This is a genomic window from Rathayibacter sp. Leaf299 (assembly GCF_001423055.1).
Taxonomy (GTDB): domain Bacteria; phylum Actinomycetota; class Actinomycetes; order Actinomycetales; family Microbacteriaceae; genus Rathayibacter; species Rathayibacter caricis.
This window is the reverse complement of sequence record NZ_LMNT01000002.1, coordinates 634,683-658,366: the sequence shown is the minus strand read 5'-3', so window position 1 is coordinate 658,366 and position 23,684 is coordinate 634,683. Positions and strand designations below refer to the sequence as shown.

Below are 23,684 nucleotides of genomic sequence, written 5' to 3'. Positions count from 1 at the left end.
TTCGACAGGGGTGTCAGACGACAGGGGTGTCAGAGCGCGCCGGGCACGGTGACCCAGGCGCCGGAGTCGGCCGCGTCGAGCACGGCCTGGGTGATGCGGGCGGCGCGGAGTCCGTCGTCGAAGGTCGGTAGACCCTCGACCTGGGCTCCGGCGATCGCGGCGTAGGTGTCGCGGGCGAACGCGGTGAACGCGTCCTGATAGCCCATCGGATGCCCGCTGGGCACGATCGAGAGGCGGGCCGCGTCGGGAGCGAGGATCGCGCCGTCGCGCGGCACGAGCACCGCGCTGTCGCGGCGCCCGACCCAGAGCGTCTCGGGCAGCTCCTGCTCGAAGCGCAGCGACTCCTCGAGTCCCGACACCTCCAGCACGAGCTCGTTGCGGTGCCCGGCGGTGACCTGCGAGACGAGGAGGGTGCCGACGGCGCCCCCGGCCAGGCGGACGATCGCCCCGGCCACGTCCTCGGTCTCGACCGCACGGCCGCCGCGCTCGGCGTGGATCGTGCTCGTGATCGCCGCGAGCGCCTCGATCCGCTCGCCCGTCACGAACTCGAGCAGGTCGACCAGGTGCGACCCGATGTCGCCGAAGGCGCGCGAGCGCCCGCCGGCGGCCGGATCCACTCGCCAATTGTCCTCGGACGCGCCCAGCAGCCAGTCCTGCAGATAGCTGCCGCGCACCGTGACCAGCCGGCCGGTCTCACCCGCCGCGACCCGGGCGCGCGCCTCGCGCACCATCGGGTGGAACCGGTAGGCGAACGGCACCGTCGCGACGATCCCCGCGGCGGACGCGGCGCTGGCGAGCGACTCCGCCTCGGCCACCGTCGCGGCCAGCGGCTTCTCGCAGACCACGTGCTTCCCCGCTGCGATCGCAGCCAGGGCGAGCTCGGCGTGCGACGCGTTGGGCGTGCAGACGTGGATCACGTCGATGCCGTCGTCCTCGATCAGCGCCCGCGCGTCGGCGTAGGCGCGCTCGAAGCCGAGCTCGCCCGCCGCCCTCTCGCCCTTCTCGGGGCTGGAGGAGGCGACGCCGGCCAGGACCGCGCCGGTGCTCCGGGCCGCCCGGCTGTGCACGGCGGCCATGAACCCGCCGCCGAGCACGCCGACGCGCAGGGCTCCGCCCATCAGACCAGGGTCGCTTCGCTCGGGTCCCAGTCCTCGGGGACCGCCGGGCGGGGCGCGACGGTGCTCTCGACGAGCACCTTCTCGCCCGTCTCGGCCGCCTCGAGGAGCGACAGCATCACGTCGGTGACGTGGTACGCGAGGTCGCCGGACGCCGCCTCGGGCCGATCGGCCCGGATCGCCCGGGCGAGCTCGAGCACCCCGGTGCCGCGCGAGAACGTCGAGCCGGTGGCCGTGATGACCTCCGGCTCCTTCTCGCCGCGGCGGTACAGGGTGACCTCGCCGTCGTGCATGTTGGGGTCCGGCAGCACGAGCGTGCCCTCGGAGCCGTTGATCTCGACGAAGCCCATCCGCTGCATGCTCGACTCGAAGCTCCAGACGCCCTGCGCCGAGGCGCCGGACTCGAAGCGGAGCAGTCCGCCGATGTGCGTGGGGATCGTGACCGGGAACTCGGTCCCCTCGCGCGGGCCGGAGCCGACGACGCGGGTGGTGCGCGCCTGTGAGGACACCGCGGTGACGCTCTCGACCGGGCCGAGGTTCTGCACGAGGGTCGTGATGTAGTACGGCCCCATGTCCAGCAGCGGGCCGCCGCCGGGCGCGAAGAAGAACTCGGGGTTCGGGTGCCAGCCCTCGGGGCCGGGGCCCTGGAACAACGTGATGGCCGAGAGGGGCGTGCCGATGGCTCCGCTCTCGATGACCCGCTGCGCGGTCTGCAGGCCCGCGCCGAGGAAGGTGTCCGGTGCCGTCGCGACGCGCAGCCCCTTCTCCTTCGCCAGTGCCAGCAGTTCGACGCCGCTGTCGCGGTCGAGCGAGAAGGGCTTCTCGGTCCAGACGTGCTTGCCGGCCTCGAGGGCCCGGCGGGCGACCTCGACGTGCGCGGCCGGGATCGTCAGGTTGACGACGATCTCGATGCCGGGGTGCGCGAGCAGCTCTTCGACGGTGCCCGATCCCGGGACGCCGAAGGCCTCGGCCTGGGCCTTCGCGCGCTCGAGGTCGATGTCGGCCACGAAGAGCACCTCGAGGTCGGGGAAGACCGTGAGGTTGGTGAGGTACTGCGTGCTGATGTTCCCGGCGCCGATGACGCCGACGCCGACGCGTCCCGCGCCGCTCATGCGGAGAGCTCCGAGACGTAGGAGAAGCCGGTGGTCAGGCCCTCGAAGATGTCGCCCGCGTAGGCGTCGAACTCGAGCACCGGAAGCGCCTGCGGGGCGGCGGCGAGGATCGACGGGATGTCCATCGCGCCCTTCCCGGCGGGCAGCTGCTCCTGCGTGTCGCTCGAGACCGGGCCGTCCTTGATGTGGAGGAAGCGGACCTTCTCGCCGAGGCGGCCGAGAACCGCGGCGGGGTCGTCGCCGCCGACCGCGGCCCAGTAGGTGTCGAGCTCGAGCACGATCCGGTCGTCGAGCAGGCTCGCGAGGTGCTCGAAGGCGCTGAGGCCGTCGACGCGGTTCTCGAACTCGAACGCGTGGTTGTGGTAGCCGAGGGCGAGTCCGCGCGAGGCGGCGGAGTCGACGAGCGCGTTGAGCTCGTCGGCGATCGTCCTGACGTCGTCTGCGGTGGTCCAGCGGGTCGGGTCCACGTGCGGATCGATCACCGTCTGCACGCCGAGCGACGCGGCGATGTCGAGGATCTCGTCGACGGAGGTGCCCTCCTGCGGCCCGAGGAGGCGCGCGTGGGCGCTGGGCGCCGTCAGGCCGCTGGCGGGCAGCGCCGAACGGTAGCCCTCCGCGAGGTCGACGAACGAGAAGAGCTCGACCTTCGTGAAGCCGATGCCGGCGAGGCGGTCGAGGGTGGCGGGCAGGTCGGCGGCGAGCGGCTCGCGGACCGAGTAGAGCTGGACGGAGAGGTCTGTGGATGTGGCCACCGGGGGTGCTCCTGATCGACGTCGAACGTGGGTGCTCCGAACCCTACGCGGACTTTTGACCGGCAACAAGCAGAACTTCGCGACTCCGCAGGAGAAGTCGTTCGTGTCGCCAGCAGAAGGCCCGGTGCTGTGGTTGACTTCCGCCATGCCGACCCGCCGCCGCTCCGCCACGAGCGCGCAGGGCGAGCTGCTCCTCCTCCTCTCCGACGGAGACGCCCGCACCCGCGCCGACGTGGTCGCCGAGACCGGGCTCCCCCGCGCGGCGGTCTCGGCCCAGCTCGACCTGCTGGCCGCCACCGGCCTCGTCGTCCGGCGCGACGACGCCCCCTCCTCCGGCGGCCGCCCCGCCGCCCGCATCGCCTTCGACCCGAGCGCCCGCAGCCTGCTGGCGATCGACCTCGGGGCCGCGCACGCGACCATCGCCCTCACCGACCTCGACGGCGTCGTCCTGGCCGAGAGACGCGAGGCGATCGCGATCGCCGACGGCCCGCTCGCCGTCCTGGGCCACGCACTCGACACCGCCGCCGCCCTGCTCGCCGGGGCCCCCGCCGCGGGCCCGCTCGCCGGCGTCGGCGTCGGCGTCCCCGGGCCGGTCGAGCACGCCACCGGCCGCCCGGTGAAGCCGCCGATCATGCCCGGCTGGGACCGCTTCGACATCCCCGCCTTCGTCGCGCGCACCCTGCCCGTGCCCGTGCTCGTCGACAACGACGTGAACCTCCTGGCCCTGGGCGAGCACGCCGACCACTACGCCGGCGTCGACGACCTCCTCTACGTGAAGGTGTCCACCGGCATCGGCGCCGGCATCGTCAGCGGAGGCGCGCTGCAGCGCGGCGCCCTGGGCGCGGCCGGCGATCTCGGGCACGTGCAGGTGCCGGGCGATCACGGCGACGCCGACCTCGAGGCGATCGCGAGCGGCTCCGCGATCGCCCGCCGGCTGGGCGGCGACGTGAGCAGCACCTCCGACGTCGTGCGGCTGCTGAACGCGGGCGACCCGACGGCCGTCGAGCTGACCCGGGCCGCCGGCCGCGACATCGGCGAGGTGCTCGCCACCTGCGTGAACCTGCTCAACCCCTCGGTCATCGTCATCGGCGGCAGCATCGCGGAGGCGAGCCACGAGGTCCTCGCGGGCGTCCGGGAGGTCGTCTACCGCCGCTCCCTCCCCCTGGCCACCCGCTCCCTCGACATCGTGCAGGCCTCCGGCGACCGCGGCGGCGGCGTCCGCGGAGCCGCCCTGATGGTGCGCCGCCACCTCCTCTCCCCCGCGGTCGTCGACTCCTTCCTCGCGGCCTCCTGACCTGCACCCGCAGTCCTCCGGATCCTGCGAGATCTCGCGCTCGGCGAACGCCGGAGCCCCGCGTGCCGATTCGGCAGCGCCTGGGAACGGGCGCAGAATGGATCGGTGCCCGATCTGCAGCTCACGTTCCCATGGGAGACGCAGCCCGTCTTCCGGGAGGCCGAGCCGCCGCACCTGAAGCGCGTCGTCGCCCACTCCGGTGATCGCGTCGCCTGGCTGCGCGCCCGCTCCCGGGGCATCACGGCGACGGATGTGGCCCGCCTCTCCTCGGCCGCCGCGATCGACCGCGTCGCGCTCGACAAGCTCTACGGCAGCGGCTTCGGCGGCAACGCGTTCACCGACCACGGCCGGGCCCGCGAGCCCGAGATCGCCGCGTGGGTGCTCCGCGAGCACGAGATCGAGCCCAGCAGCACCCTCTTCCACGCGAGCCAGGAGCGACGCCACCTCGCCACCCCCGACGGCATCGGCCTGCGCGAGGACGGCCGGCTGGAGCTCTGCGAGATCAAGACCACGACCAAGCCCTGGCGCAGCATCCCGCGCCACTACCTCCGGCAGGTCTTCTGGCAGCAGTACGTGCTCGGCGCCGAGCGCACGCTGGTCGTCTGGGAGCAGCACCGCGACTTCGTCCCGATCGACGCCGAGCCCGAGTTCCGCTGGGTCGACCGCGACGAGGACGAGATCCACGTCCTGGTCCGTCTCGCGGGCATGCTGATGGCCGAGCTGCACGAGAGAACCCGCGCGGGCGCGCGGTGACCGTCCTCCTCCTCCACGGCCTGGGCGGCGACCGCTCCCAGCCGCTGGGGCTGCTCCGTCCGGCGCTGCCCGCCGGAAGCGAGGTGATCGCGCCCGACGTCCGCGCGCACGGCGCCTCCGAGCTCCTGGGCTCGAGCGCCGACTTCTCGCTCGACTCCCTCGCCGACGAGGTCACCGAGCAGGTCGTCCGGGCCGGAGCCGCGCACAAGCCGCTCACGGTGCTCGGCATCTCGATGGGCGCGGCGATCGCCCTGCGCCTCGCCGCCCGGCGGTTCCTGCCGATCGACCGCGCCGTCTTCGTCCGTCCCGCGTTCACCTCGGAGCCCCTTCCCGAGAACCTCGCGGTGTTCCCCGTCCTCGCCCAGCTGCTGCACGACCACGGCGCCAAACGCGGCGAGCGGGTGTTGCGCGCGTCCGGGCTCTTCCACCGCGCTCAGGAGGAGTCGCCCGCGGGCGCCGAGGCGCTCGCGCAGCAGTTCCGCGCGCCGAAGGCGGAGGAGCGCGCCGTCCGCCTCGCCGAGATCCCGCGGAACGCGGCTTACCGCGACTCCACCGAGCTGGCGCAGGTCATCGCGCGGACGCTCGTGATCGCCGCCGAGCGCGATCCGGTGCACCCGGTCGCCGTCGCGGAGCAGTGGGCGAGAGGTCTTCCGGAGGCACGGCTCGTGCGGGTCCCGCCGCGGGACGACGGTCAGCAGCGGCAGACGGAGCTGCTGCGGGGACACGTCCGCGACTGGCTCGCGCAGAGCTGAGCTCCTCGCGCGCGAGCACCGCGCCCACGATCGCCAGCCACAGCAGGGCGATCCCGGTGGCGACGAACTCGAGCGTTCCGCCCAGGCGCATCCACACGCGGAGGAGCGAGAGGATCGCGCCCGCGCCCGCGACCACCGCGACCGCGATCCCGGCGATCAGCGAGAGGCGGGCGACCGCCGGCCGCTCCCGCGCCGTGGCGAGCTGCAGCATCGCGACGCACGCCGAGGCGAAGCCGAGCACCGCGGCGCTCGTGTGGATCAGGTCCTGCCAGCTGAAGCTCGGCCCGACCGGCAGCGGGCAGCCGGCCGTGCAGGTCACCTGCGAGGCGAGGGCGAAGCACGCCGACGCCAGCAGGAGGGCCAGCGCGGGCGGGAGAGCCGGCAGCAGCCGCGTGCGCACCGCGCGGGCGCCGATCGCGACGGCGGTGCCTCCTGCGGCGACCAGGAGCAGCGCTGCCTGCACGACCCCCGCGGTGGGCATGTCGGGGGCGCCCATCTCGCTGACGTAGACCCAGCGGGTGAGGCTCAGGCGCGCGCCCAGCAGCAGCGCCAGGCCGGCCAGGACGAGCACGGAACCGGCGATCAGCAGGGGGCCCTCGACTCGTCCACGCTGCATTCCCCCATGGTGCCAGACCGCGCCTCCGAGCCCGCCTCACCTCCCGTACGGGGGACCGAGAGCCAATCTTCTCGGGCGGGTGACACCGCCGTAACAGCCCGGACTCATTACCTCGATTGACTGAGCGCGGCGCTCGGAGACGGGGTCGGGGGACGCACGCCAGCGCGTCGCCCACCCCTGGAACCACCACCGGGGCCGGGACACAGGAAGGGCGATGATGCACAGCAGTGCGCTCGGACACGGCCTCACGATCGGCGACATCCCGGAGGAGGTGGTCCTGCCCGACACCATGACGGCGGCGGTCATCGACGCGCCGGGCGACGCCTCGGTGCTGCACCTCGCGACGGTGCCGACCCCCACGGCCATCAACGCCGAGTTCACGGTCAAGGTGATCGCGGCCGGAGTGAATCCCCTCGACGTGAAGACTCGCGCGGGCCGCGGAGTCGCGTCGCAGATCACCTCCTACCCCGCGGTCCTCGGCCACGACTTCTCGGGCGTCGTCGTCTCGAGCCCGTACCCGGCGCACCCGCTGCGCCCCGGTGACGAGGTCTACGGCTTCGTGATGGTGCCCCGCTACTCGGGCTCCTACGCCCAGTACGTCAGCGTGCCCAGCGTCTCCGTCTCGCGGAAGCCCTCGACGCTGTCGCACGTCGAGGCGGCCGGGGTGCCGCTCGCCGCGCTCACCGCGTGGGGCATGGTCGTCGAGCTCGCCAAGGCGCACGAGGGCCAGCGGATCCTCATCCACGCCGGATCCGGCGGAGTCGGCCACTTCGCCGTGCAGTTCGCCGCCTACTTCGGCGCCTCCGTCATCGCGACCGGATCCACGCGCAACCTGCAGTGGCTGCGCGAGCTCGGCGCCTCCCAGGTCGTCGACCACACCGCCGAGCGCTTCGACGAGGTGCTCGCCGACGTCGACGTCGTGATCGACCTCGTCGGCAACGTGCACGACGACACCGGCTCCCGCTCGCTGCGCGTGCTGCGACCCGGCGGACTGATCGTGAACGCGCCGACCGGCAGCTGGCCCGGGTTCTTCGAGGAGGCGGCCGCCGCGGGCGTGCGCGCCTCGACGTTCAAGGTCGCGCCCGACGGAGCGACGCTGGCCGTCGTCTCGCGCCTGCTCGAGTCGGGCGACGTGCGCGTCTTCATCGACGGCGTCTTCCCGCTCGAGAAGGCGTCGGAGGCCCACGAGCAGCTCGAGACCGGCCACACGCGCGGCAAGATCGTCCTCACCGTCTGCGAGGGCTGACCCGCCAGGATCCTCCGCGAGCATCAGGGCAGCGGGCGCTCCAGCACGAAGTCGTCCTCATATCGGTCGCCGACGAGGAAGCGCTTCTCCCCCACCACTGCGAAGCCGTGCCGCGCGTAGAACCGCTGCGCGCGCTCGTTGAGCCGGTTCACCCCGAGCCACACCCCGGCGGACCCGCTCCCCCGGCCGTCCTCGAGCGACTCCTCCATCAGCGCGGAGGCGACTCCGCTCCCGTGGCTGCCGGGCATTACGTAGCACTTGCTGAGCTCGACGGTCGGCCGCAGGCGCACCGCGGCGGCCGCATCGGCGTCGCCCGGCTCGCCCCGTACGAGCATCGTGTAGCCGGTCGCGGCCCCGGAGGCGTCCTCCGCGACGAACAGCGACCGGTCCGGATCCGCGAGGTAGCCCGCGAAGCGCTCCTCCGACAGCACCGTGCGGACGAACTCGGCCTTCGCCTCGTCCGTGGTGTGCGGCGGGCAGGCGAGCGGGAACGTGATCGCGGCGACGCGGGCGAGCTCGGGAGCGTCGGACGCCACCGCCCGGCGGACCACGGAACCGCCCGTTCCTCCTGTCGAGTGCGGGTCCACTCAGCCCCCGAAGATCTGCTTGCCGAAGACGATCACGACGATGCCGGCCGCGACCGCCGCGGCGGCGAGGCCGAAGCACAGCACCGCGACGGCCCGCCCCTGAGCGGGCCGCCCGTCGACGGAGCCGTCGGCGACGGCCGACGCGCGCACCCCCAGGGCGAACAGGGCGGGCAGCCCGGCGCCGAACAGCAGCCCGACGACGAGGACCTGCAGGACGGATCCGCCGATGGCGGCGAGGTCGATGCTCATCGCGAGCCCTCCACGGTGACGGGGCGGACGGGTTCGGGAACCGGCACGGCGGCCTCCCAGTCCTCGGTGACGTTGTCCGCGGTGATCGGAGAGCGGCGCGAGTGCAGCCACATCGCGGTCGCGGCGGCGACGAGAAGCACGAAGACGACCAGCACGCCGCCGAGTCCGCCCACCGCGTTCGCGAGCAGCCAGCAGAGCGCCCCCACGACGGCGGCGGCCGGGAGCGTGATGAACCAGGCGAGGACCATCCGGCCCGCCACCCGCCAGCGGACCGAGCCGCCGGGGAGCCCGAGGCCCGACCCCAGGATCGAGCCGGTCGCCACGTGCGTGGTCGACAGCGGCAGGCCGAGGTGGCTCGACGTCAGGATGATGGCGGCCGAGGAGGTGTCGGCGGCGAGGCCCTGCGGGGCTGTGATGTCGACGAGACCCTTGCCGAGCGTCCGGATGATGCGCCAGCCGCCGAGGTAGGTGCCGAGCGCGATCGCGACGGCGCACGACGCCTTGACCCAGAACGGCACGTCGCTCTCGGGAGTCGCCGCTCCGTAGGCGATCAGGGCGAGGAAGATGACGCCCATCGTCTTCTGCGCGTCGTTGGTGCCGTGCGCCAGTGAGATGAGCGAGGCGGAGCCGATCTGTCCGTAGCGGAACCGGCGCTCGGACGACTCGCGCGGCAGTGAGCGGGTGATCCGGGTGATGAGGCGCGTCCCCGTCGCCGCGACGAGTGAGGCGATCACCGGAGCGAGCAGCGCCGGCACGACGACCTTCGCCAGCACTCCGTCCCACTTCACGCCGTTCAGCCCTGCGACGAGACCCCAGACGAGCGCGGCGCCGATGAGGCCGCCGAAGAGGGCGTGCGAGGAGCTGGAGGGCAGGCCGAACAGCCACGTCGCGAGGTTCCATATGATGCCGCCCACGAGTCCCGCGAAGACGATGAGCATCAGCTGCTCGCCCTGGGCGGCGCTGAGGTCGACCACGTCGCCGCCGACGGTCTTCGCGACCTCGATCGAGAGGAACGCGCCCACCAGGTTGAGGACCGCCGAGAGGGCGACCGCGCGCTTGGGCTTCAGTGCCCCCGTCGCGATCGACGACGCCATCGCGTTGCCGGTGTCGTGGAACCCGTTCGTGAAGTCGAAGGCGAGTGCGGTGGTGATCACCAGGATCAGGACGAGCAGTTCGGGCACGACGAACAGTGTGCGTCGCGCCCCGCGGCACGCCAAACGTCCGGGAGCCGCCGCGCCGTTCGTTCACCCGACGTTCACCTTCGCGCGGTTGTCCCGGACACCGAGAACGAAGGAGGGGGCCCGCCGAAGCGGACCCCCTCCTGTCGGTGCTGCAGTGCAGCGACTCCGACTTACGCGAGGACGTTGACGTCCAGCGGGATGCCGGGGCCGAAGGTCGTCGAGACGGCGGCCTTCTGGATGTAGCGGCCCTTCGAGGAGGAGGGCTTGAGGCGGTTGATCTCGTCGAGAGCCGTCTTGAAGTTCTCCTGGAGCTGCTCCTCGGTGAACGCGGCCTTGCCGACGACGAGGTGCACGTTGGCGTGCTTGTCGACGCGGAACTCGATCTTTCCGCCCTTGATCTCGTTCACGGCCTTGGCCACGTCCGGGGTCACGGTGCCGGTCTTCGGGTTGGGCATGAGGCCGCGGGGGCCGAGCACCTTTCCGAGACGTCCGACCTGGCCCATGAGCTCCGGCGTCGAGACGGCGGAGTCGAACGCGACGTAACCGCCGGCGACCTTCTCGATGAGCTCGGCGCCGCCGACCTCGTCGGCGCCCGCGGCGATCGCGGCCTCAGCGGCCGGACCCGTCGCGAACACGATGACGCGGGCGGTCTTGCCCGTGCCGTGCGGCAGGATGACCGTGCCGCGGACCATCTGGTCGGCCTTGCGCGGGTCGACGCCCAGCTTCAGCGCGACCTCGACGGTGCTGTTGAACTTCGCGGAGCCGGTCTCGCGAGCGAGCGCGACGGCCTCCTCGGCGGTGTAGTACTTGCCCTCTTCGAGCTTGGCCGCGGCGGCCCGGTAGGCCTTCGACTTCTGTGCCATGTTGTTTCTCCTTGAAACGAGAATGTGGTTCTAGAGCCTGGCGGGCTCTCCCACGGATGTTGAGTTCTGGAAGGGCGAGGACTAGCCCTCGACCGTGATGCCCATCGAGCGAGCGGTGCCGGCGATGATCTTCGCGGCGGCGTCGATGTCGTTGGCGTTCAGGTCGACCTGCTTCGCCTCGGCGATCTCGCGGACCTGCGCCTGGGTGAGCTTCGCGACCTTCACGGTGTGCGGGGTCGAGGAGCCCTTGGCGACGCCGGCGGCCTTCTTGATGAGCTCCGCGGCGGGCGGGGTCTTCAGGATGAAGGTGAACGAGCGGTCCTCGTAGACAGTGATCTCGACGGGGATGACGTTGCCGCGCTGCGACTCGGTCTGCGCGTTGTACGCCTTGCAGAACTCCATGATGTTGACGCCGTGCTGACCGAGCGCCGGACCGATCGGGGGCGCGGGGTTCGCCGCGCCGGCCTTGATCTGGAGCTTGATCAGGCCGGTGACCTTCTTCTTGGGGGCCATTCTGATTCCTTTTCTCAGGGTTCGAGTGGTCGGGGGTTCCCGGCCGCTCTCCCGCGCACCCGACGGAGTCGGATCGCGGTGGAGGAGGGTCGGCCGGCGCGCACGCGAACGGGCGCCGACACGAAAACCCGTACGAGCTTACACGGCTCTCGCCACTCCCGACAGGGCGGATCCGCGGGCCCCGCATCTTCTGCAGGCATGCGCACCATCTGCAGGCACGCGCACCATCTGCAGGCATCCGCACCGTCTGCAGGGGAATCGGGCCGGCCCGCGCCTGCGAGGCGGAGGAAAGCGCTTCTTCGCCGGGATCCCCTGCAGATCGCACCGGCACCCGCGCCGAGGAGCACCCCCGGAACGGCGAACGCCCCCTCCGCAGCAGCGGAGAGGGCGTCGTCGCGACGTCGGGACGTCGGGACGTCAGAGCTTGGTGACCTGGTCGAACGACAGCTCGACGGGGGTCTCGCGCTCGAACAGCGACACGAGCACCGTGAGCTTGCCGCTCTCGGGCTTGATCTCGCTGATGGAGCCGGGGAGCCCGGCGAACGAGCCCTCCTTGATGGTGATGGTCTCGCCGATCTCGAAGTCGACCTCGGCGGGCAGCACGCGCTGCGCCTGCTTCTGGCCCTTCGCGCCGGGCGCCTTCGAGGGGGCGACGTCCTTGATCTCGACGAGGCTCTTCAGCATCGTGAAGGCCTCCTCGAAGCGCAGCGGAGTCGGGTTGTGGGCGTTGCCCACGAAGCCGGTGACACCCGGGGTGTGGCGGACGACCGACCACGAGTCCTCGTTGAGGTCCATGCGCACCAGCACGTAGCCGGGGATGCGCACGCGCGTGACCATCTTGCGCTGGCCGTTCTTGATCTCGACCACGTCCTCCATCGGGACCTGGACCTCGAAGATGTAGTCCTCGGCCTCGAGCGAGACCTTGCGGTTCTCGATGTTCGACTTCACGCGCTTCTCGAAGCCGGCGTAGGAGTGGATGACGTACCACTTGCCGGGCTTGCCGCGGAGCTCCGTGCGGAACGCCTCGTAGGGGTCGATGTCGGCGAGGTCCTCGCCGGCGGCCTCCGCGTCCTCGGCGGCGACCTCGGCCTCGTCCTCGACGGCCTCGAGGGCCGCTTCGGCCTCCTCGACGGTGTCGATGTGCGCGGCCTCGTCGACGGCGCGGTCGGCATCGGGGTCGTCGACCGACCCGATGGCGTCGAGCGCGGCCTCGAGGTCGGACGCGAGGTCCTCCTCGGACTCGTTCTCGTCGATGACGCTCAGGGCGCCCTCCTCAGCGGGCTCGACGGAGTCCTCCGCCTGCGTGAGGGTGCCGCCCTCCTGCGTCTCCTCGACCTCCGACGACTGCTCGGCAGCCGTCGACCAGTCGACGTCGTCGCGGTTTCTGTCAGACACTCGTCACAACTCTCTCTCGATCGATGCGGTCGCGCCCCGAGGGCGCGTCCCGCTGTGGCCGGCGTCCTCCGCTGAGCGGATCGGGACGCCGCCGGGTCAGGCGCCCGGTGTGCCGAAGACGTACGTGACGGCCAGCGCGAACACCCAGTCGAGGAACGACACCAGCGCCATCATGATGACGACGAAGATCAGGACCACCACGACGTAGTTGCCGAGTTCTTTCCTGGTCGGCGTCACGACCTTCTTCAGCTCGGCGATGACCTGCCGGATGAAGAGGGCGATCCGCGCGAACGGATTGCGCCGCGCCGCACGCTGCTGATTCGCGATCGCGACGACGTCCTCGCTCGGCTCGTCGACTGCTTTCCCGGCCACCTGCACGCACCTTTCCCGCACCGGAACCTCCGGTGTGGCCGGCCGCCCATCGGGCGACCCTGGACCGATGTCCGCTGCATCGCGGGGACCGCGTGCGACGGGCATCGATGTGCAGGGCGGACAGGGCTCGAACCTGCAACCTGCGGTTTTGGAGACCGCTGCTCTACCAATTGAGCCACCGCCCTATGGATGCCGTTGCGGGCATCCGAGGAGGAACCGAACCCTCCGACACCCGTCGCAGCCCTGTCGGGCGCGGTGAAGAGTGGCAGAGTTCGACTACCTCGGAAGAGTGTACGTGGACCCGCCAGGAGTGTCCAGCCGGGCCCCGGCGCACGGATGCGGCCTCGCGCGCGCAGAGGATACGCTGGCGCTCGTGTCTGCTCCCACGCGCGTCTCCGCCCGAATCTCCGCCATCGCCGAGTCCGCGACCCTCAAGGTCGACGCGAAGGCCAAGGCCCTCCAGGCGCAGGGGCGCCCCGTCATCTCGTACGCGGCGGGAGAGCCGGACTTCCTCACTCCCGAGCACATCGTCGAGGCCGCGTCGGCCGCCGTGCTCGACCCGAAGAACTACCGCTACACCCCGGCGGCGGGCCTGCCGGATCTCCGCGCCGCGATCGCCGAGAAGACGGCGCGCGACTCCGGATGGGCCGTCGAGGCGTCGCAGGTCGTCGTGACCAACGGCGGCAAGCAGGCCGTCTACCAGGCGTTCCAGACCCTCCTCGACGACGGCGACGAGGTCCTCGTGCCGACCCCCTACTGGACCACGTACCCCGAGGCGATCAAGCTCGCCGGCGGCGTGCAGGTCGACGTCTTCGCCGGAGCCGACCAGGGCTACCTCGTCACGGTCGAGCAGCTCGAGGAGGCGCGCACCGAGCGCACCAAGGTCCTCCTGTTCGTCTCGCCGTCGAACCCCACCGGAGCGGTCTACTCGGCCGAGCAGACCCGCGCCATCGGCGAGTGGGCGCAGGAGCACGGCCTCTGGGTCATCGCGGACGAGATCTACCAGAACCTCGTCTACGCCGTCGACGGCCAGGACGACGCCGGTCCCCTCGAGCGGGCGACCTCCATCGTCGAGGCCGTTCCGGAGCTGCGCGACCGCACGATCCTCGTCAACGGAGTCGCGAAGACCTACGCGATGACCGGCTGGCGCGTGGGATGGATGGTCGGCCCCGCCGACGCGATCTCGGGCGCCTCGAACCTGCAGTCGCACCTCTCGAGCAACGTCTCCAACATCTCGCAGCGCGCCGCCATCGCCGCCCTGACGGGTCCGCAGGAGCCGGCCGAGGAGATGCGTCTCGCGTTCGACCGCCGCCGCCGCACCATCGTCGCCGAGCTGAACGCGATCGACGGCGTCGACTGCCCCACCCCGGGCGGCGCGTTCTACGTCTACCCCGACGTCCGGGGCCTGCTGAACCGCGAGTGGGACGGCGTCACGCCGACCACCTCCCTCGAGCTGGCCGACCTGATCCTCGAGAAGGCCGAGGTCGCCACCGTCCCCGGAGAGGCCTTCGGCCCGAGCGGATACCTGCGCCTCTCCTACGCACTCGGCGACGACGCACTGCTCGAGGGCGTGCGGCGGTTGCAGAAGCTGTTCGGCTGAGCTTCCTGCCTCTCTCCTCCTCCGTCGTCGATCGGCCGCGGTCGGCTCGCGAGGTGGTCGCGATCTGCAGGGCGTCCAGCGTCCGCCTACGGCGATCCGCTCGCACGCGGATCGCCGGTTCGGCTCGGCCGTGCCGGCGAGCCGTTGGCCGCTTCTCCTGACGTCGGAGGAGGTTCGGCTCGGCCGTGCCGGCGAGCCGGTGGCCGCTTCTTCTGGCGTTCGGGGAAGGTCGGCGGGGCTGTGCCGGCGCCACTGCGGGTACTGCACTCGGTGGAGGGAGCGTGGGTCGAGGCGCCGCGGTCGATGGCGAGCATCCTGTCGCTGGCGGGTGCGGGCGTGGGGGACGAGGGGGGAAATCGCAAGAGGGGGTGGCGAAAAGGGTGCAGAGCTGTCAATGGGGGCCGGGACAGGGCACGCTGGTGCGATGAGCCCTGACGCAGCAGTCCGAGTCCGAGATCTGCGGAAGGACTACGGTGGCGCGCCCGCACTGACCGGCATCTCGTTCGACATCCATCGCGGAGAGACGTTCGCCCTCCTGGGGCCCAACGGCGCAGGCAAGTCGACGACGATCGAGATCCTCGAGGGCTACCGCGACCGCTCCGGCGGCGAGGCCTCGGTGCTCGGAGTCGACCCGCGCCACGGCGACCTCGCCTGGAAGTCCCGGCTCGGCATCGTGCTGCAGTCCAGCGGAGAGTCAGGCAACGCGACGGTCCGCGAGCAGATCGCGCACTTCGCCGGCCTCTACCCGCGTCCGCGCGACGTCGACGAGACCATCGAGGCCGTCGGACTCACCTCGAAGGCGCGCTCGCGCATCGGCAAGCTCTCGGGCGGTCAGCGCCGCAGGGTCGACGTCGCCCTGGGCATCATCGGGCGTCCCGAACTGGTGTTCCTCGACGAGCCCACCACGGGCTTCGACCCGGAGGCGCGGCACTCGTTCTGGGAGCTCGTCGCGCTCCTGAAGAGCGAGGGCACCACGATCCTCCTCACCACCCACTACCTCGACGAGGCCGCCCGTCTCGGCGACCGGGCCGCGGTCATCGCGGGCGGTCGGCTCCTGGCCATCGGCCCCATCGGCGAGATCGGCGGCGACGAGGCGCGGGTGCCCATCGTGCAGTGGGAGGAGGCCGGCGTGCTCCACCGGGTCCGCACGAGCGAGCCGACCCGCTTCGTCGCCGAGCTCTCGGCGCGGCTCGGCGAGCCGCCGGCGCTCGAGGTCCAGCGGCCCAGCCTCGAGGACATCTACCTCGACCTCATCCGGGACGACCGGGCGAGCGACGGCGGCATCGCCCTCGACATGATCGGAGAGCCGGCATGAGCGCGATCACCCAGGCCCGCCCCCGCACCCGGCTGCGCACCGGACCGGGCCGCACCCTTCGCCTCGGCGCCGCCCGCGCCCGCTACGAGGTCCGCTCCTACTTCCGGGCGCCCGACCAGGTGTTCTTCACCTTCCTCTTCCCGGTGCTGCTGCTCACGATCTTCTCGGTCGCGTTCGGCGAGAACGCGATCATGCAGGCGGACCCGCAGGATCCGGGCATCACCATGGCCGAGTACTACGTACCCGGGCTGGTCGCCGCGGGCATCCTGCTCTCGGGCGTGCAGAACCTCGGCGTCGACATCGCGGTGGAGCGGAGCGACGGCACCCTGAAGCGCCTCGCCGGCGCTCCGCTGCCCGTGCTGAGCTACTTCCTCGGCAAGTTCGGCCAGGTGCTGGTCACGAGCGTCGCGCAGACGGCGCTCCTGCTGGTCGTCGCCGCCACGGCCTTCTCGGTCGAGCTCCCGACCGACGGCGGGCGCTGGGCGACCTTCACCTGGATCTACCTCGCCGGAGTCGCGACCTCCGCGATCCTCGGCATCGCGGTCTCGGCGCTCCCCCGGTCCGGCAAGAGCGCGACCGCGGTGATCGTGCCGCCGCTGCTGGTCCTGCAGTTCATCTCGGGCTCGTACCTGTCGTTCACCACGCTGCCCGACTGGCTGCAGAACATCGCGAGCGTGTTCCCGCTGAAGTGGATCGCGCAGGGCATGCGCGCCGTGTTCCTCCCCGCCGACTTCGAGCAGCTCGAGGTCGACGGCGCCTGGGATCTCGGCGGCGTGGCGATCGTGCTCGGCGTCTGGCTCGTCCTCGGGCTCCTCGCGAGCCGCCTGACGTTCCGCTGGATCCGCCGCGACGCCTGATCGGCCTCGCTGATCGAGTAGCGGCCGCAGGCCTTCGCGGTCTCGATACGCCATTGCGCGGCTGCTCGACCAGCAGGGGACGGCCGCGCCGCCTCAGACCGTGGTGCCGACGACCACGGGCTCGGGGTGCAGCAGCACGCCGAACTCCGAGAGCACGCGGCCCTGGACGTAGCGGGCGAGCTCCGCGACCTCCTCGGCGCGCGCGCCGCCGCGGTTGGTCAGCGCGAGGGTGTGCTTGCTCGACACGGCCGCTCGCGAGCCGGGCAGGGCGAACCCGCGCGAGACTCCGGAGTGCTCGATCAGCCATGCGGCGCTGAGCTTGACGAGGGCGTCGGGCGACGAGGGCGCGGGCAGACCGATCGGCGCGCCCGCGGCGACGGCGTCGAGCGGAGTGACGACGTCGGCCTCGGCGGCCGGCTCGACCGGCCAGCGCGGTGCGGTCGGCGGCAGCCCGGCGGCGGCGGCGCTCGTGACGATCGGGTTCGTGAAGAAGGACCCCGCGCTGGCGGTGTCGGGGTCGTCCGCGTCGAGCACCATGCCCTTGGAGGAGCGCAGCCGGAGCACGGTCTCGCGCACGCGGTCGACGGGGACCCGGTCCCCGAGCTCGACGCCGAGCGCCGAGGCGAGCTGCGCGTACGCGATCGGGGCGCCGACCCCCTCCGTCTCCTCGAGGGCGAACTCGACGGCGAGGACCGCGCCGCGGCGGCCCTGCTTGAGCACCGACGTGCGGTAGCCGAGCTCGAGCTCGGCCGCAGTGAGGCGCACGGGCTCGCGCGCGCCCTCGTCGAGGAAGTCGACAGCGACGAGCGTGTCGCTGAGCTCCTGGCCGTAGGCGCCGATGTTCTGCACGGGCGAGGCTCCGACGGTTCCGGGGATCCCGCTGAGGGCCTCCAGTCCGGTCCAGCCGTTCCGGACGGTGGTCGCGACCAGTCCGTCCCACGACTCGCCCGCCTGCACGCGCAGGTGCACGGAGCCGGGCCGATCCGAGTGCAGCCGCTCGACTCCCGTCGTGCGGACGCGGACGACCGCGCCCTCGACTCCGTCGTCGCCGATGAGGAGGTTCGACCCGCCTCCCAGCAGCAGCCACGGCTCGTCGTCGGCCCACAGCTCCTGCAGCACCGAGACCAGCTCGGTCGCGGTGGCGGGCTCGAAGTAGCGCTCGGGAGCGCCGCCGACGCGCAGCGTGGTCAGCGTGGAGAGGGACGGCGGCGTCATCGGCACCGGGTCAGACGAGCCGGACGCGCGCCTGGGCCTTGCCCAGCACGGCCTGACCGGCGACCGAGACCACCAGATCGACCCGGACCCAGCCGGCCTCGGCGTCGATCGCTCCGACCTTGGCGACCACGTCGACGTCGGCGCCCTCGCGGGGGTCGACGACGACGGGGCGGGTGAAGCGGACCTGGTAGTCGAGGATGCGGCCGGCATCGCCGACCCAGTCGACGACGACCTGGACCGCGGTGCCCATGGTGAGCATCCCGTGCGCGAGGACGCCGGGGAGCCCGACCTCGGCGGCGACGTCGTCGCGGTAGTGGATCGGGTTGAAGTCGCCCGACGCACCCGCGTAGCGCACGAGGGTGTCGCGTTCGAAGTGCAGACGGCGCTCGGCGAGGACCTGGCCCTGCTGGAGCTCGGCGAGGACGGGGAGCGGCGCGAGCGGCTCCCCGGTGGGCACGGCGGCGGACTCGGTGCTCATTCGTCTCCCCTGACGACGAGGGTGGACACAGCGGTGACGACGTGCGCGCCGTCGCTGTCGGTGACGGCGGACTCCATCGTCACCATGGAGTGCGGACCGAGCTGCTTGACGCTCGAGACGCTCAGCACGGCCACGAGCTCGTCGCCGGCGACGATGGGGCGGGAGTGCACGAAGCGCTGGTCGCCGTGGACGACCCGGCTGAAGTCGATACCGGAGTCGGGCTCGGCCAGCACCTGCGAGACGGTGAGCTCCTGCAGCACGACGGCGAAGGTCGGCGGCGCGATCACGTCGGCGTACCCGGCGCGGCGCGCGGCCTCGGGGTCGTGGTGGAGCGGAGAGGTGGCGAGCACGGCGCGCGCGAATTCGCGGACCTTCTCTCGACCCACCTGGTAGACGGCGGTGGGCGCGAAGGCGCGGCCGGTCAGTTCGGGGTTCACGGGCACCCGGACAGTGTACGCGGTGCCCTTCTCGCGGTGGCGGTCTCCCCTCGCCCGGGTGGCACGCGCGTATGACCATCCGCAATTTCCCATGCGCGTATGGGTGACCCGCGCGCGTTCTTCTCGGAAGCTGGCCAGCATGTCGACACCCCTCCCCGAGCGCGACTGGGCCGAGTACGCCCGCGAGCTCGGCACCAACCTCCACCGCGCGCGCATGGCCAAGAACGAGAGCCAGGAGCGCATCGCCCACGCCGCCGGACTCGCGGGCTACACCTACCAGAAGTTCGAGAAGGGGGAGTCGAAGCCCGGCTCCCCCGCGAACCCGCAGCTGAAGACCCTCTTCGCGCTCTGCGAGGCGCTGGACGTCGAGCTGGCGGACCTGCTCCCGCCGAATCCTCCCCGCGTCTCATCCCGCGACTCCTCGTAGCAGGAGCGCCCGCTCGACCGCCCGGACGAGGCGGGCCGCTCCGCTGAGATCGAGATCGAGCGCTCCGAGCGCGTCGGACTCGATCCGGAGCCGCTCCTCGCCGTCGTCCCCCGGGCGGCAGACCGAGACGTGCACGACGAGCGCCTCGGGCTCGTCGGCGGAGACCTCGGGCCGCCAGCGCACGACCGGCACGCTGCGCGCCTCGGAGCGGTGCAGCCGCCGCGCCCGCCCTCCCACCTCGTCGTGCTCGCCCGCGCACCACATCGGGCACCCGTGGTCGCGCCCGCCGTTCTGTCGTCCGTCCATGTTCCGCACCAATCGCTCGAGGCGCACAGCACACCAGTCGGCACCGACATCGAGGAGGGCCCTCGACCGCGTCCCGTCGCGGGTGTGGACAGCCTCCGACCCCTCCCCCTCTGTGGAGGAGCGACGCCACTCTCCCATACCCAGGTGGTTCCGCGCACGACGGCGCCGGGCGGGTCAGCGGTGCACGATCAGCCAGGTCGCGACGGCCGTCGACGCCCCGCGGTTCACCATGCGGTGCGGACGCTCGCAGGGGAACGTGATCGCATCGCCGGCCGCCAGCACGACGGTCTCGTCCTCGAACTCCACCGTGAGCTCGCCGAGCGTCACCGTGCCGACCTCGAAGCCGTCGTGCCGCAGGAACTGGCGATGCGCGGTCGAGGTCGACCCCGGCGGGTAGGTCGACTCGAAGAAGTCGACCGCCTCGACCGGGCGGGGCGCGAGCCGACGGAACAGCACGCCGCCGTCGAGAGTCACCGGAGCGACGTCGCCCGCGCGCACGACCGCCGTGGCGACCGACGGGGGCGCCGGCTCGTCGAAGACCGCCGACAGCGGCACCCCGAGCGCGCCGACCACGGCGATCAGGCGGCCGACCGAGGGCTGCATCGAGCCGCGCTCGATCTGCGAGACCGCGCTCGCCGAGATCCCGAGCTCCCGGGCGAGGGCGCGCAGCGACATGCCGGAGGCGAGCCGCAGCTCGCGCAGGCGCGCACCGAGGCGCTCGCGGTCGACGCCTGCGGCGAGCGCCCCCGCGGCGATCTCGACCGGGCTCTCGGGGGCACCGGCATCGGTAGTCGAGTCCTCGGTGAGCATCGGGCGGCCCTCCTTCGGCGATCGTCACACACCCGTAACGGACCCGAAACGAGCCGGGGCGTGTCAAGCAATAGGTTCACATGCTGTGAAGCCACTGCTTCACAGAACCGGACTCCACGAACAGCGCCTCACGCACTCCGCGGGGACGGCCGACCGCCTCGGTCCGCCACCACGACCACCCTGACACATCCGATCCGAGCCGGGCCCGCGCCCGGCCGCCCGAGAGGTGGATCCTCCATGACCGACCGCGCCACAGCACCCCGCACCGACCTGCCCGCCGTCCCACCCGCCGCCCCCGAGCTCCCGGCCGGCGCCGCGCTGATCAAGCCCGGCTACGACGACCGCTTGGCGAACGAGGACCTCGCTCCGCTGGTGAAGCAGCGCTGGTCGAGCTACAACATCTTCGCGTTCTGGATGTCGGACGTGCACAGCGTCGGCGGCTACGTCACCGCCGGATCCCTCTTCGCGCTCGGCCTCGCAGGCTGGCAGGTCCTCGTCGCACTCGTCGTCGGCATCGTCATCGTGCAGATCTTCTGCAACCTCGTCGCCAAGCCGAGCCAGATCACCGGCGTGCCCTACCCCGTCATCAACCGGGCGATCTTCGGCATCCGCGGGGCGAACATCCCCGCGATCATCCGCGGCCTCATCGCGATCGCCTGGTACGGCGTCCAGACCTACCTCGCGGCGCAGTCGCTGAACATCGTGTTCCTCAAGTTCTTCCCCGACCTCGCCGCCTGGAACACTCCGGAGGCGTCCTTCCTCGGGCTGTCCGCGCTGGGCTACCTCTCGTACGCGATCCTCTGGGTCGCCCAGGCCGCGCTGTTCTGGCGGGGCATGGAGTCGATCCGCCGCTTCATCGACTGGGCCGGACCCGCCGTCTACGTGGTGATGCTGGTCCTGGCCGTCTACCTCGTGTCGCAGGCGGGCTGGGAGAACATCTCGCTGAACCTCGGCTCGGGCGAGGTCCTCGACTTCGCCGCCTCGCTGCCCGTCATGATCTCGGCCGTCGCGCTCGTCGTCTCCTACTTCTCGGGGCCGATGCTCAACTTCGGCGACTTCTCGCGCTACGCCCGCAGCTACGGCGCGGTGAAGAAGGGGAACCTGCTCGGGCTGCCGATCAACTTCCTCTTCTTCTCCCTCCTCACCGTCATCACCGCGTCCGCGACGGTGCCGGTCTTCGGCGAGCTCATCACCGACCCGATCGAGACGGTCGAGCGGATCGACACCTGGTTCGCGGTGCTGCTCGGCGGGCTGACCTTCGTCATCGCGACGATCGGCATCAACATCGTCGCCAACTTCATCTCGCCCGCGTTCGACTTCTCGAACGTCAACCCGAAGAAGATCAGCTGGCGGATGGGCGGCATGATCGCCGCCGTCGGCTCGGTGCTGCTGACCCCGTGGAACTGGTACTCGAACGACACCGCCATCCACTACACGCTCGGGATCCTGGGCGCCCTCATCGGTCCGCTGTTCGGCGTGCTCATCGCCGGCTACTACCTGATCAGCCGCCAGCGAGTGTGGGTCGACGACCTCTACACGATGAGCGAGACGGGACGGTACTGGTTCTCGAAGGGGTTCAACCCCAACGCGGTGTGGGCCACCGTCATCGGCGGAGTGCCGTCGGTCGCCTCGGTGCTCGTGCCCCGCTGGATCGCGGAGGCGGGCGGCCCCTCCTTCACCTGGCTCGGCGACTACAGCTGGTTCCTGGGCTGCGGACTCGGCTTCGTCGCCATGGCCCTGCTCGAGCGCCGCGCACCGCGGATCGGCCGACTCGAGGAGGACCTCGAGAACGTCAGCGACGGCAGCGCCGCCTGATCCGCGCGGGCGGCCGCTCGCTCCGGGCGGCCGCCCTCCCCGCACCCGCCACGTCCCCGAGGAACGCCATGCGCATCACCGTCGTCAACCCGAACACCAGCGAGCGGATGACGGAGGCGATCGGCCGGGCCGCCCGCTCCGTCGCCTCGATCGGCACCGAGATCACGGCGGTGACGCCTCCGATGGGGCCCGCCTCGATCGAGAGCCACTACGACGAGGCGCTGGCGGTGCCCGGGCTGCTGCACGAGATCGTCCGGGCTGACGCGGCGGGCAGCGACGGCTTCGTGGTGGCGTGCTTCGGGGATCCCGGAGTGGACGCCGCCCGCGAGATCGCGCGCGGCCCGGTCGTCGGCATCGCCGAGGCCGCGATGCACACGGCCACCCTGGTGGGCCGCCGCTTCAGCGTGGTGACCACGCTGTCGCGGACCAGCGGTCGCGCGTGGGACATCGCCCGACGAGCGGGTTTCGGGGAGGCGTGCGCCGGCGTGCACGCCTGCGACATCCCGGTGCTCGAGCTCGACGACCCGGGCTCGGACGCCCGCCGGGTGGTCCTCGAGGAGTGCGCCGCCGCCCTGGCCGCCGACGGCTCGGACGTGATCGTGCTGGGCTGCGCCGGCATGGCCGACTTCTGCCGCGAACTCTCGAGCGAGCTGGGGGTACCGGTGATCGACGGAGTCGCGGCAGCCGTCCGCCTCGTCGAAGGCCTCGTGGCGATGGGCGTCACGACCTCGCGGCGCGACGAGTTCGCCGCACCGCGCCCGAAAGCGATGTCGGGCCTGCTCGCTCCGTTCGCGCGGGTCTGACAGCGGTCGCATCGGGCTGCGAGGATCGGGGCATGACGGTCCTGCGCGAACTCGCCCTCGGCGCCCGCCTCTTCCTCCGCGGCTTCGGCACGTGGGTGCGCTCGCCCCGCGCGATGCTGCTGGGGGCGATCCCTCCGCTGATCGTGGGCCTCGTGTTCCTCGGCCTGCTCGTGCTCGTCGTGACCCGCGTGGGCGACGTCGTCGCCGCGCTGACCCCGTTCGCCGACGACTGGAGCGACACCTGGGCGTCGAACGCCCGACTGGCGATCTCGATCGCGGCGGTCGGCGCCCTCGTCGCCCTCGGGGTCGTCGTGTTCGCGGCGGTCACCCTGCTGGTGGGCGATCCGTTCTACGAGCGGATCTGGCGCGGTGTCGAGGACGAGCTCGGCGGCGTGCCGGACGAGCGGGAATCCGGGTTCTGGGCCGGGCTGGCCCGCTCGCTCCGAGACTCCGCCGTGCTCATCGCGACGTCGCTGGGCATCGGGATCGTGCTGGTGCTGCTGGGCGTGATCCCGATCGTCGGCCAGGTGATCGGCCTCGTGGCGGGAGCCCTCGTCGGCGGTCGCGCGCTCGCCCTCGAGCTGACGGGCTTCGCGGGCGACGCACGCGGCATGGCTCTCGGCGAACGGCGACGGCTCCTCGGCGAGCGCCGGGCCGTGTCGCTCGGCTTCGGGATCGCCGTCTATCTCGCGTTCCTCGTCCCGGGCGGCGCGGTCATCGCCACCCCCGCTGCGACCGCGGGGGCGACGCTCCTCCTGCGCACGCTCCGGGGCGAGACGACCGAGCGCGTCGCCGCGTCCGGGACCCCCTGATCCGCTTGG

Annotated in this window: 26 protein-coding genes, 1 tRNA gene and 1 pseudogene; 11 read left to right on the top strand and 17 right to left on the bottom strand. The window is 72.0% G+C overall.

Features of this window, described 5'->3' with window-relative positions:
* Positions 1 to 29 precede the first annotated feature (29 nt).
* The 3 genes from ASF48_RS10315 to ASF48_RS10305 are packed head-to-tail and all read right to left on the bottom strand — an operon-like array spanning position 30 to position 2,979.
* Complete coding sequence (locus ASF48_RS10315) at positions 30 to 1,118, bottom strand: Gfo/Idh/MocA family protein (protein ID WP_055790658.1); 1,089 nt, start codon at positions 1,116 to 1,118, stop codon at positions 30 to 32.
* Positions 1,118 to 2,227 (bottom strand): Gfo/Idh/MocA family protein, encoded by a 1,110-nt coding sequence (locus ASF48_RS10310; protein WP_055790655.1) that lies wholly within the window; start codon positions 2,225 to 2,227, stop codon positions 1,118 to 1,120. The genes ASF48_RS10315 and ASF48_RS10310 overlap by 1 nt, the downstream gene beginning before the upstream one ends.
* Positions 2,224 to 2,979, bottom strand: coding sequence for a sugar phosphate isomerase/epimerase family protein (locus ASF48_RS10305; RefSeq protein ID WP_055790652.1), 756 nt, complete (start codon positions 2,977 to 2,979; stop codon positions 2,224 to 2,226). Before ASF48_RS10305 ends, ASF48_RS10310 begins: the two co-directional genes overlap by 4 nt.
* Positions 2,980 to 3,034: 55 nt before the next feature.
* On the opposite strand from ASF48_RS10305, the gene ASF48_RS10300 reads away from it, so the two are divergent.
* The 3 genes from ASF48_RS10300 to ASF48_RS19665 all read left to right on the top strand — a co-directional run bounded on the left by ASF48_RS10300 (position 3,035) and on the right by ASF48_RS19665 (position 5,778).
* Positions 3,035 to 4,273: an ROK family transcriptional regulator gene (locus ASF48_RS10300; protein ID WP_230673440.1), complete on the top strand. Its 1,239-nt coding sequence runs from the start codon at positions 3,035 to 3,037 to the stop codon at positions 4,271 to 4,273.
* Positions 4,274 to 4,378: 105 nt separating this feature from the next.
* The gene (locus ASF48_RS19670; protein ID WP_055790644.1) at positions 4,379 to 5,026 is read left to right on the top strand and encodes a YqaJ viral recombinase family protein; all 648 of its coding nucleotides are present in this window, start codon (positions 4,379 to 4,381) and stop codon (positions 5,024 to 5,026) included.
* Positions 5,023 to 5,778, top strand: a complete 756-nt coding sequence (locus ASF48_RS19665; protein ID WP_055790641.1) for an alpha/beta fold hydrolase — start codon at positions 5,023 to 5,025, stop codon at positions 5,776 to 5,778. Before ASF48_RS19670 ends, ASF48_RS19665 begins: the two co-directional genes overlap by 4 nt.
* Positions 5,779 to 5,809: 31 nt before the next feature.
* On the opposite strand, the pseudogene ASF48_RS19020 reads toward ASF48_RS19665, so the two are convergent.
* Positions 5,810 to 6,394, bottom strand: a pseudogene (locus ASF48_RS19020) (DUF998 domain-containing protein); the annotation flags it as partial.
* Positions 6,395 to 6,611: 217 nt separating this feature from the next.
* Here ASF48_RS19020 and ASF48_RS10280 point away from each other — a divergent pair.
* On the top strand, positions 6,612 to 7,640 hold the full coding sequence (locus tag ASF48_RS10280) for an NADP-dependent oxidoreductase (protein WP_442965575.1): 1,029 nt from the start codon (positions 6,612 to 6,614) through the stop codon (positions 7,638 to 7,640).
* 23 nt (positions 7,641 to 7,663) lie between these two features.
* Here the strand turns inward: ASF48_RS10280 and ASF48_RS10275 are convergent, their stop codons facing one another.
* From ASF48_RS10275 to ASF48_RS10240, 8 genes are all read right to left on the bottom strand, one after another.
* Positions 7,664 to 8,191, bottom strand: coding sequence for a GNAT family N-acetyltransferase (locus ASF48_RS10275; RefSeq protein WP_055790636.1), 528 nt, complete (start codon positions 8,189 to 8,191; stop codon positions 7,664 to 7,666).
* Positions 8,192 to 8,227: 36 nt separating this feature from the next.
* Positions 8,228 to 8,476: a hypothetical protein gene (locus ASF48_RS10270; protein WP_055790633.1), complete on the bottom strand. Its 249-nt coding sequence runs from the start codon at positions 8,474 to 8,476 to the stop codon at positions 8,228 to 8,230.
* The gene (locus ASF48_RS10265; protein ID WP_055791549.1) at positions 8,473 to 9,657 is read right to left on the bottom strand and encodes an inorganic phosphate transporter; all 1,185 of its coding nucleotides are present in this window, start codon (positions 9,655 to 9,657) and stop codon (positions 8,473 to 8,475) included. The genes ASF48_RS10270 and ASF48_RS10265 overlap by 4 nt, the downstream gene beginning before the upstream one ends.
* A gap of 170 nt (positions 9,658 to 9,827) precedes the next feature.
* A complete protein-coding gene (gene rplA / locus ASF48_RS10260; RefSeq protein ID WP_055790630.1) occupies positions 9,828 to 10,520 on the bottom strand; it encodes a 50S ribosomal protein L1 in 693 nt (230 codons plus the stop codon).
* Between the two features lie 81 nt (positions 10,521 to 10,601).
* Positions 10,602 to 11,033 (bottom strand): 50S ribosomal protein L11, encoded by a 432-nt coding sequence (rplK, locus tag ASF48_RS10255; RefSeq protein WP_055790620.1) that lies wholly within the window; start codon positions 11,031 to 11,033, stop codon positions 10,602 to 10,604.
* A 417-nt stretch (positions 11,034 to 11,450) separates the two neighbouring features.
* Complete coding sequence (gene nusG / locus ASF48_RS10250; RefSeq protein ID WP_055790617.1) at positions 11,451 to 12,428, bottom strand: transcription termination/antitermination protein NusG; 978 nt, start codon at positions 12,426 to 12,428, stop codon at positions 11,451 to 11,453.
* Between the two features lie 96 nt (positions 12,429 to 12,524).
* Positions 12,525 to 12,800: a preprotein translocase subunit SecE gene (secE, locus tag ASF48_RS10245; RefSeq protein WP_055790614.1), complete on the bottom strand. Its 276-nt coding sequence runs from the start codon at positions 12,798 to 12,800 to the stop codon at positions 12,525 to 12,527.
* 112 nt (positions 12,801 to 12,912) lie between these two features.
* A tRNA-Trp gene (locus ASF48_RS10240) sits at positions 12,913 to 12,985 on the bottom strand.
* A 188-nt stretch (positions 12,986 to 13,173) separates the two neighbouring features.
* On the opposite strand from ASF48_RS10240, the gene ASF48_RS10235 reads away from it, so the two are divergent.
* The 3 genes from ASF48_RS10235 (at position 13,174) to ASF48_RS10225 (ending at position 16,572) form a co-directional block, all read left to right on the top strand.
* A complete protein-coding gene (locus ASF48_RS10235; protein ID WP_055790611.1) occupies positions 13,174 to 14,400 on the top strand; it encodes a pyridoxal phosphate-dependent aminotransferase in 1,227 nt (408 codons plus the stop codon).
* A 424-nt stretch (positions 14,401 to 14,824) separates the two neighbouring features.
* Positions 14,825 to 15,715 carry an ABC transporter ATP-binding protein gene (locus tag ASF48_RS10230; protein WP_055790608.1) on the top strand — a complete coding sequence of 297 codons (891 nt, stop codon included), beginning with the start codon at positions 14,825 to 14,827 and terminating at the stop codon, positions 15,713 to 15,715.
* Entirely contained in the window at positions 15,712 to 16,572 is an 861-nt protein-coding gene (locus ASF48_RS10225) for an ABC transporter permease (protein WP_055790605.1), read from the top strand. Before ASF48_RS10230 ends, ASF48_RS10225 begins: the two co-directional genes overlap by 4 nt.
* A gap of 93 nt (positions 16,573 to 16,665) precedes the next feature.
* On the opposite strand, the gene ASF48_RS10220 is transcribed toward ASF48_RS10225, so the two are convergent.
* Genes ASF48_RS10220 through ASF48_RS10210 form a run of 3 tightly spaced genes read right to left on the bottom strand, consistent with a single transcriptional unit; the run spans position 16,666 to position 18,708 of the window.
* Positions 16,666 to 17,787 carry a UDP-N-acetylmuramate dehydrogenase gene (locus ASF48_RS10220; RefSeq protein ID WP_055790602.1) on the bottom strand — a complete coding sequence of 374 codons (1,122 nt, stop codon included), beginning with the start codon at positions 17,785 to 17,787 and terminating at the stop codon, positions 16,666 to 16,668.
* Between the two features lie 10 nt (positions 17,788 to 17,797).
* On the bottom strand, positions 17,798 to 18,265 hold the full coding sequence (locus ASF48_RS10215) for a MaoC/PaaZ C-terminal domain-containing protein (RefSeq protein WP_082481223.1): 468 nt from the start codon (positions 18,263 to 18,265) through the stop codon (positions 17,798 to 17,800).
* A complete protein-coding gene (locus ASF48_RS10210; RefSeq protein WP_082481220.1) occupies positions 18,262 to 18,708 on the bottom strand; it encodes an FAS1-like dehydratase domain-containing protein in 447 nt (148 codons plus the stop codon). Before ASF48_RS10210 ends, ASF48_RS10215 begins: the two co-directional genes overlap by 4 nt.
* A 133-nt stretch (positions 18,709 to 18,841) precedes the next feature.
* Here ASF48_RS10210 and ASF48_RS10205 point away from each other — a divergent pair, with 133 nt between their 5' ends.
* Positions 18,842 to 19,129: a helix-turn-helix domain-containing protein gene (locus ASF48_RS10205; protein ID WP_055790599.1), complete on the top strand. Its 288-nt coding sequence runs from the start codon at positions 18,842 to 18,844 to the stop codon at positions 19,127 to 19,129.
* On the opposite strand, the gene ASF48_RS10200 is transcribed toward ASF48_RS10205, so the two are convergent.
* Together ASF48_RS10200 and ASF48_RS10195 are read right to left on the bottom strand one after the other, a co-directional pair.
* Positions 19,109 to 19,435, bottom strand: a complete 327-nt coding sequence (locus ASF48_RS10200; protein WP_157603136.1) for a DUF6907 domain-containing protein — start codon at positions 19,433 to 19,435, stop codon at positions 19,109 to 19,111. The two genes, ASF48_RS10205 and ASF48_RS10200, sit on opposite strands and share 21 nt — an antisense overlap.
* A gap of 174 nt (positions 19,436 to 19,609) precedes the next feature.
* Complete coding sequence (locus ASF48_RS10195) at positions 19,610 to 20,245, bottom strand: helix-turn-helix domain-containing protein (RefSeq protein ID WP_055790594.1); 636 nt, start codon at positions 20,243 to 20,245, stop codon at positions 19,610 to 19,612.
* A gap of 237 nt (positions 20,246 to 20,482) precedes the next feature.
* Here ASF48_RS10195 and ASF48_RS10190 point away from each other — a divergent pair, with 237 nt between their 5' ends.
* From ASF48_RS10190 to ASF48_RS10180, 3 genes are all read left to right on the top strand, one after another.
* Complete coding sequence (locus tag ASF48_RS10190) at positions 20,483 to 22,060, top strand: NCS1 family nucleobase:cation symporter-1 (RefSeq protein WP_055790591.1); 1,578 nt, start codon at positions 20,483 to 20,485, stop codon at positions 22,058 to 22,060.
* A 68-nt stretch (positions 22,061 to 22,128) separates the two neighbouring features.
* Complete coding sequence (locus tag ASF48_RS10185) at positions 22,129 to 22,863, top strand: aspartate/glutamate racemase family protein (RefSeq protein WP_055790588.1); 735 nt, start codon at positions 22,129 to 22,131, stop codon at positions 22,861 to 22,863.
* Between the two features lie 32 nt (positions 22,864 to 22,895).
* Complete coding sequence (locus ASF48_RS10180; protein WP_055790586.1) at positions 22,896 to 23,675, top strand: EI24 domain-containing protein; 780 nt, start codon at positions 22,896 to 22,898, stop codon at positions 23,673 to 23,675.
* Positions 23,676 to 23,684: the final 9 nt, after the last annotated feature.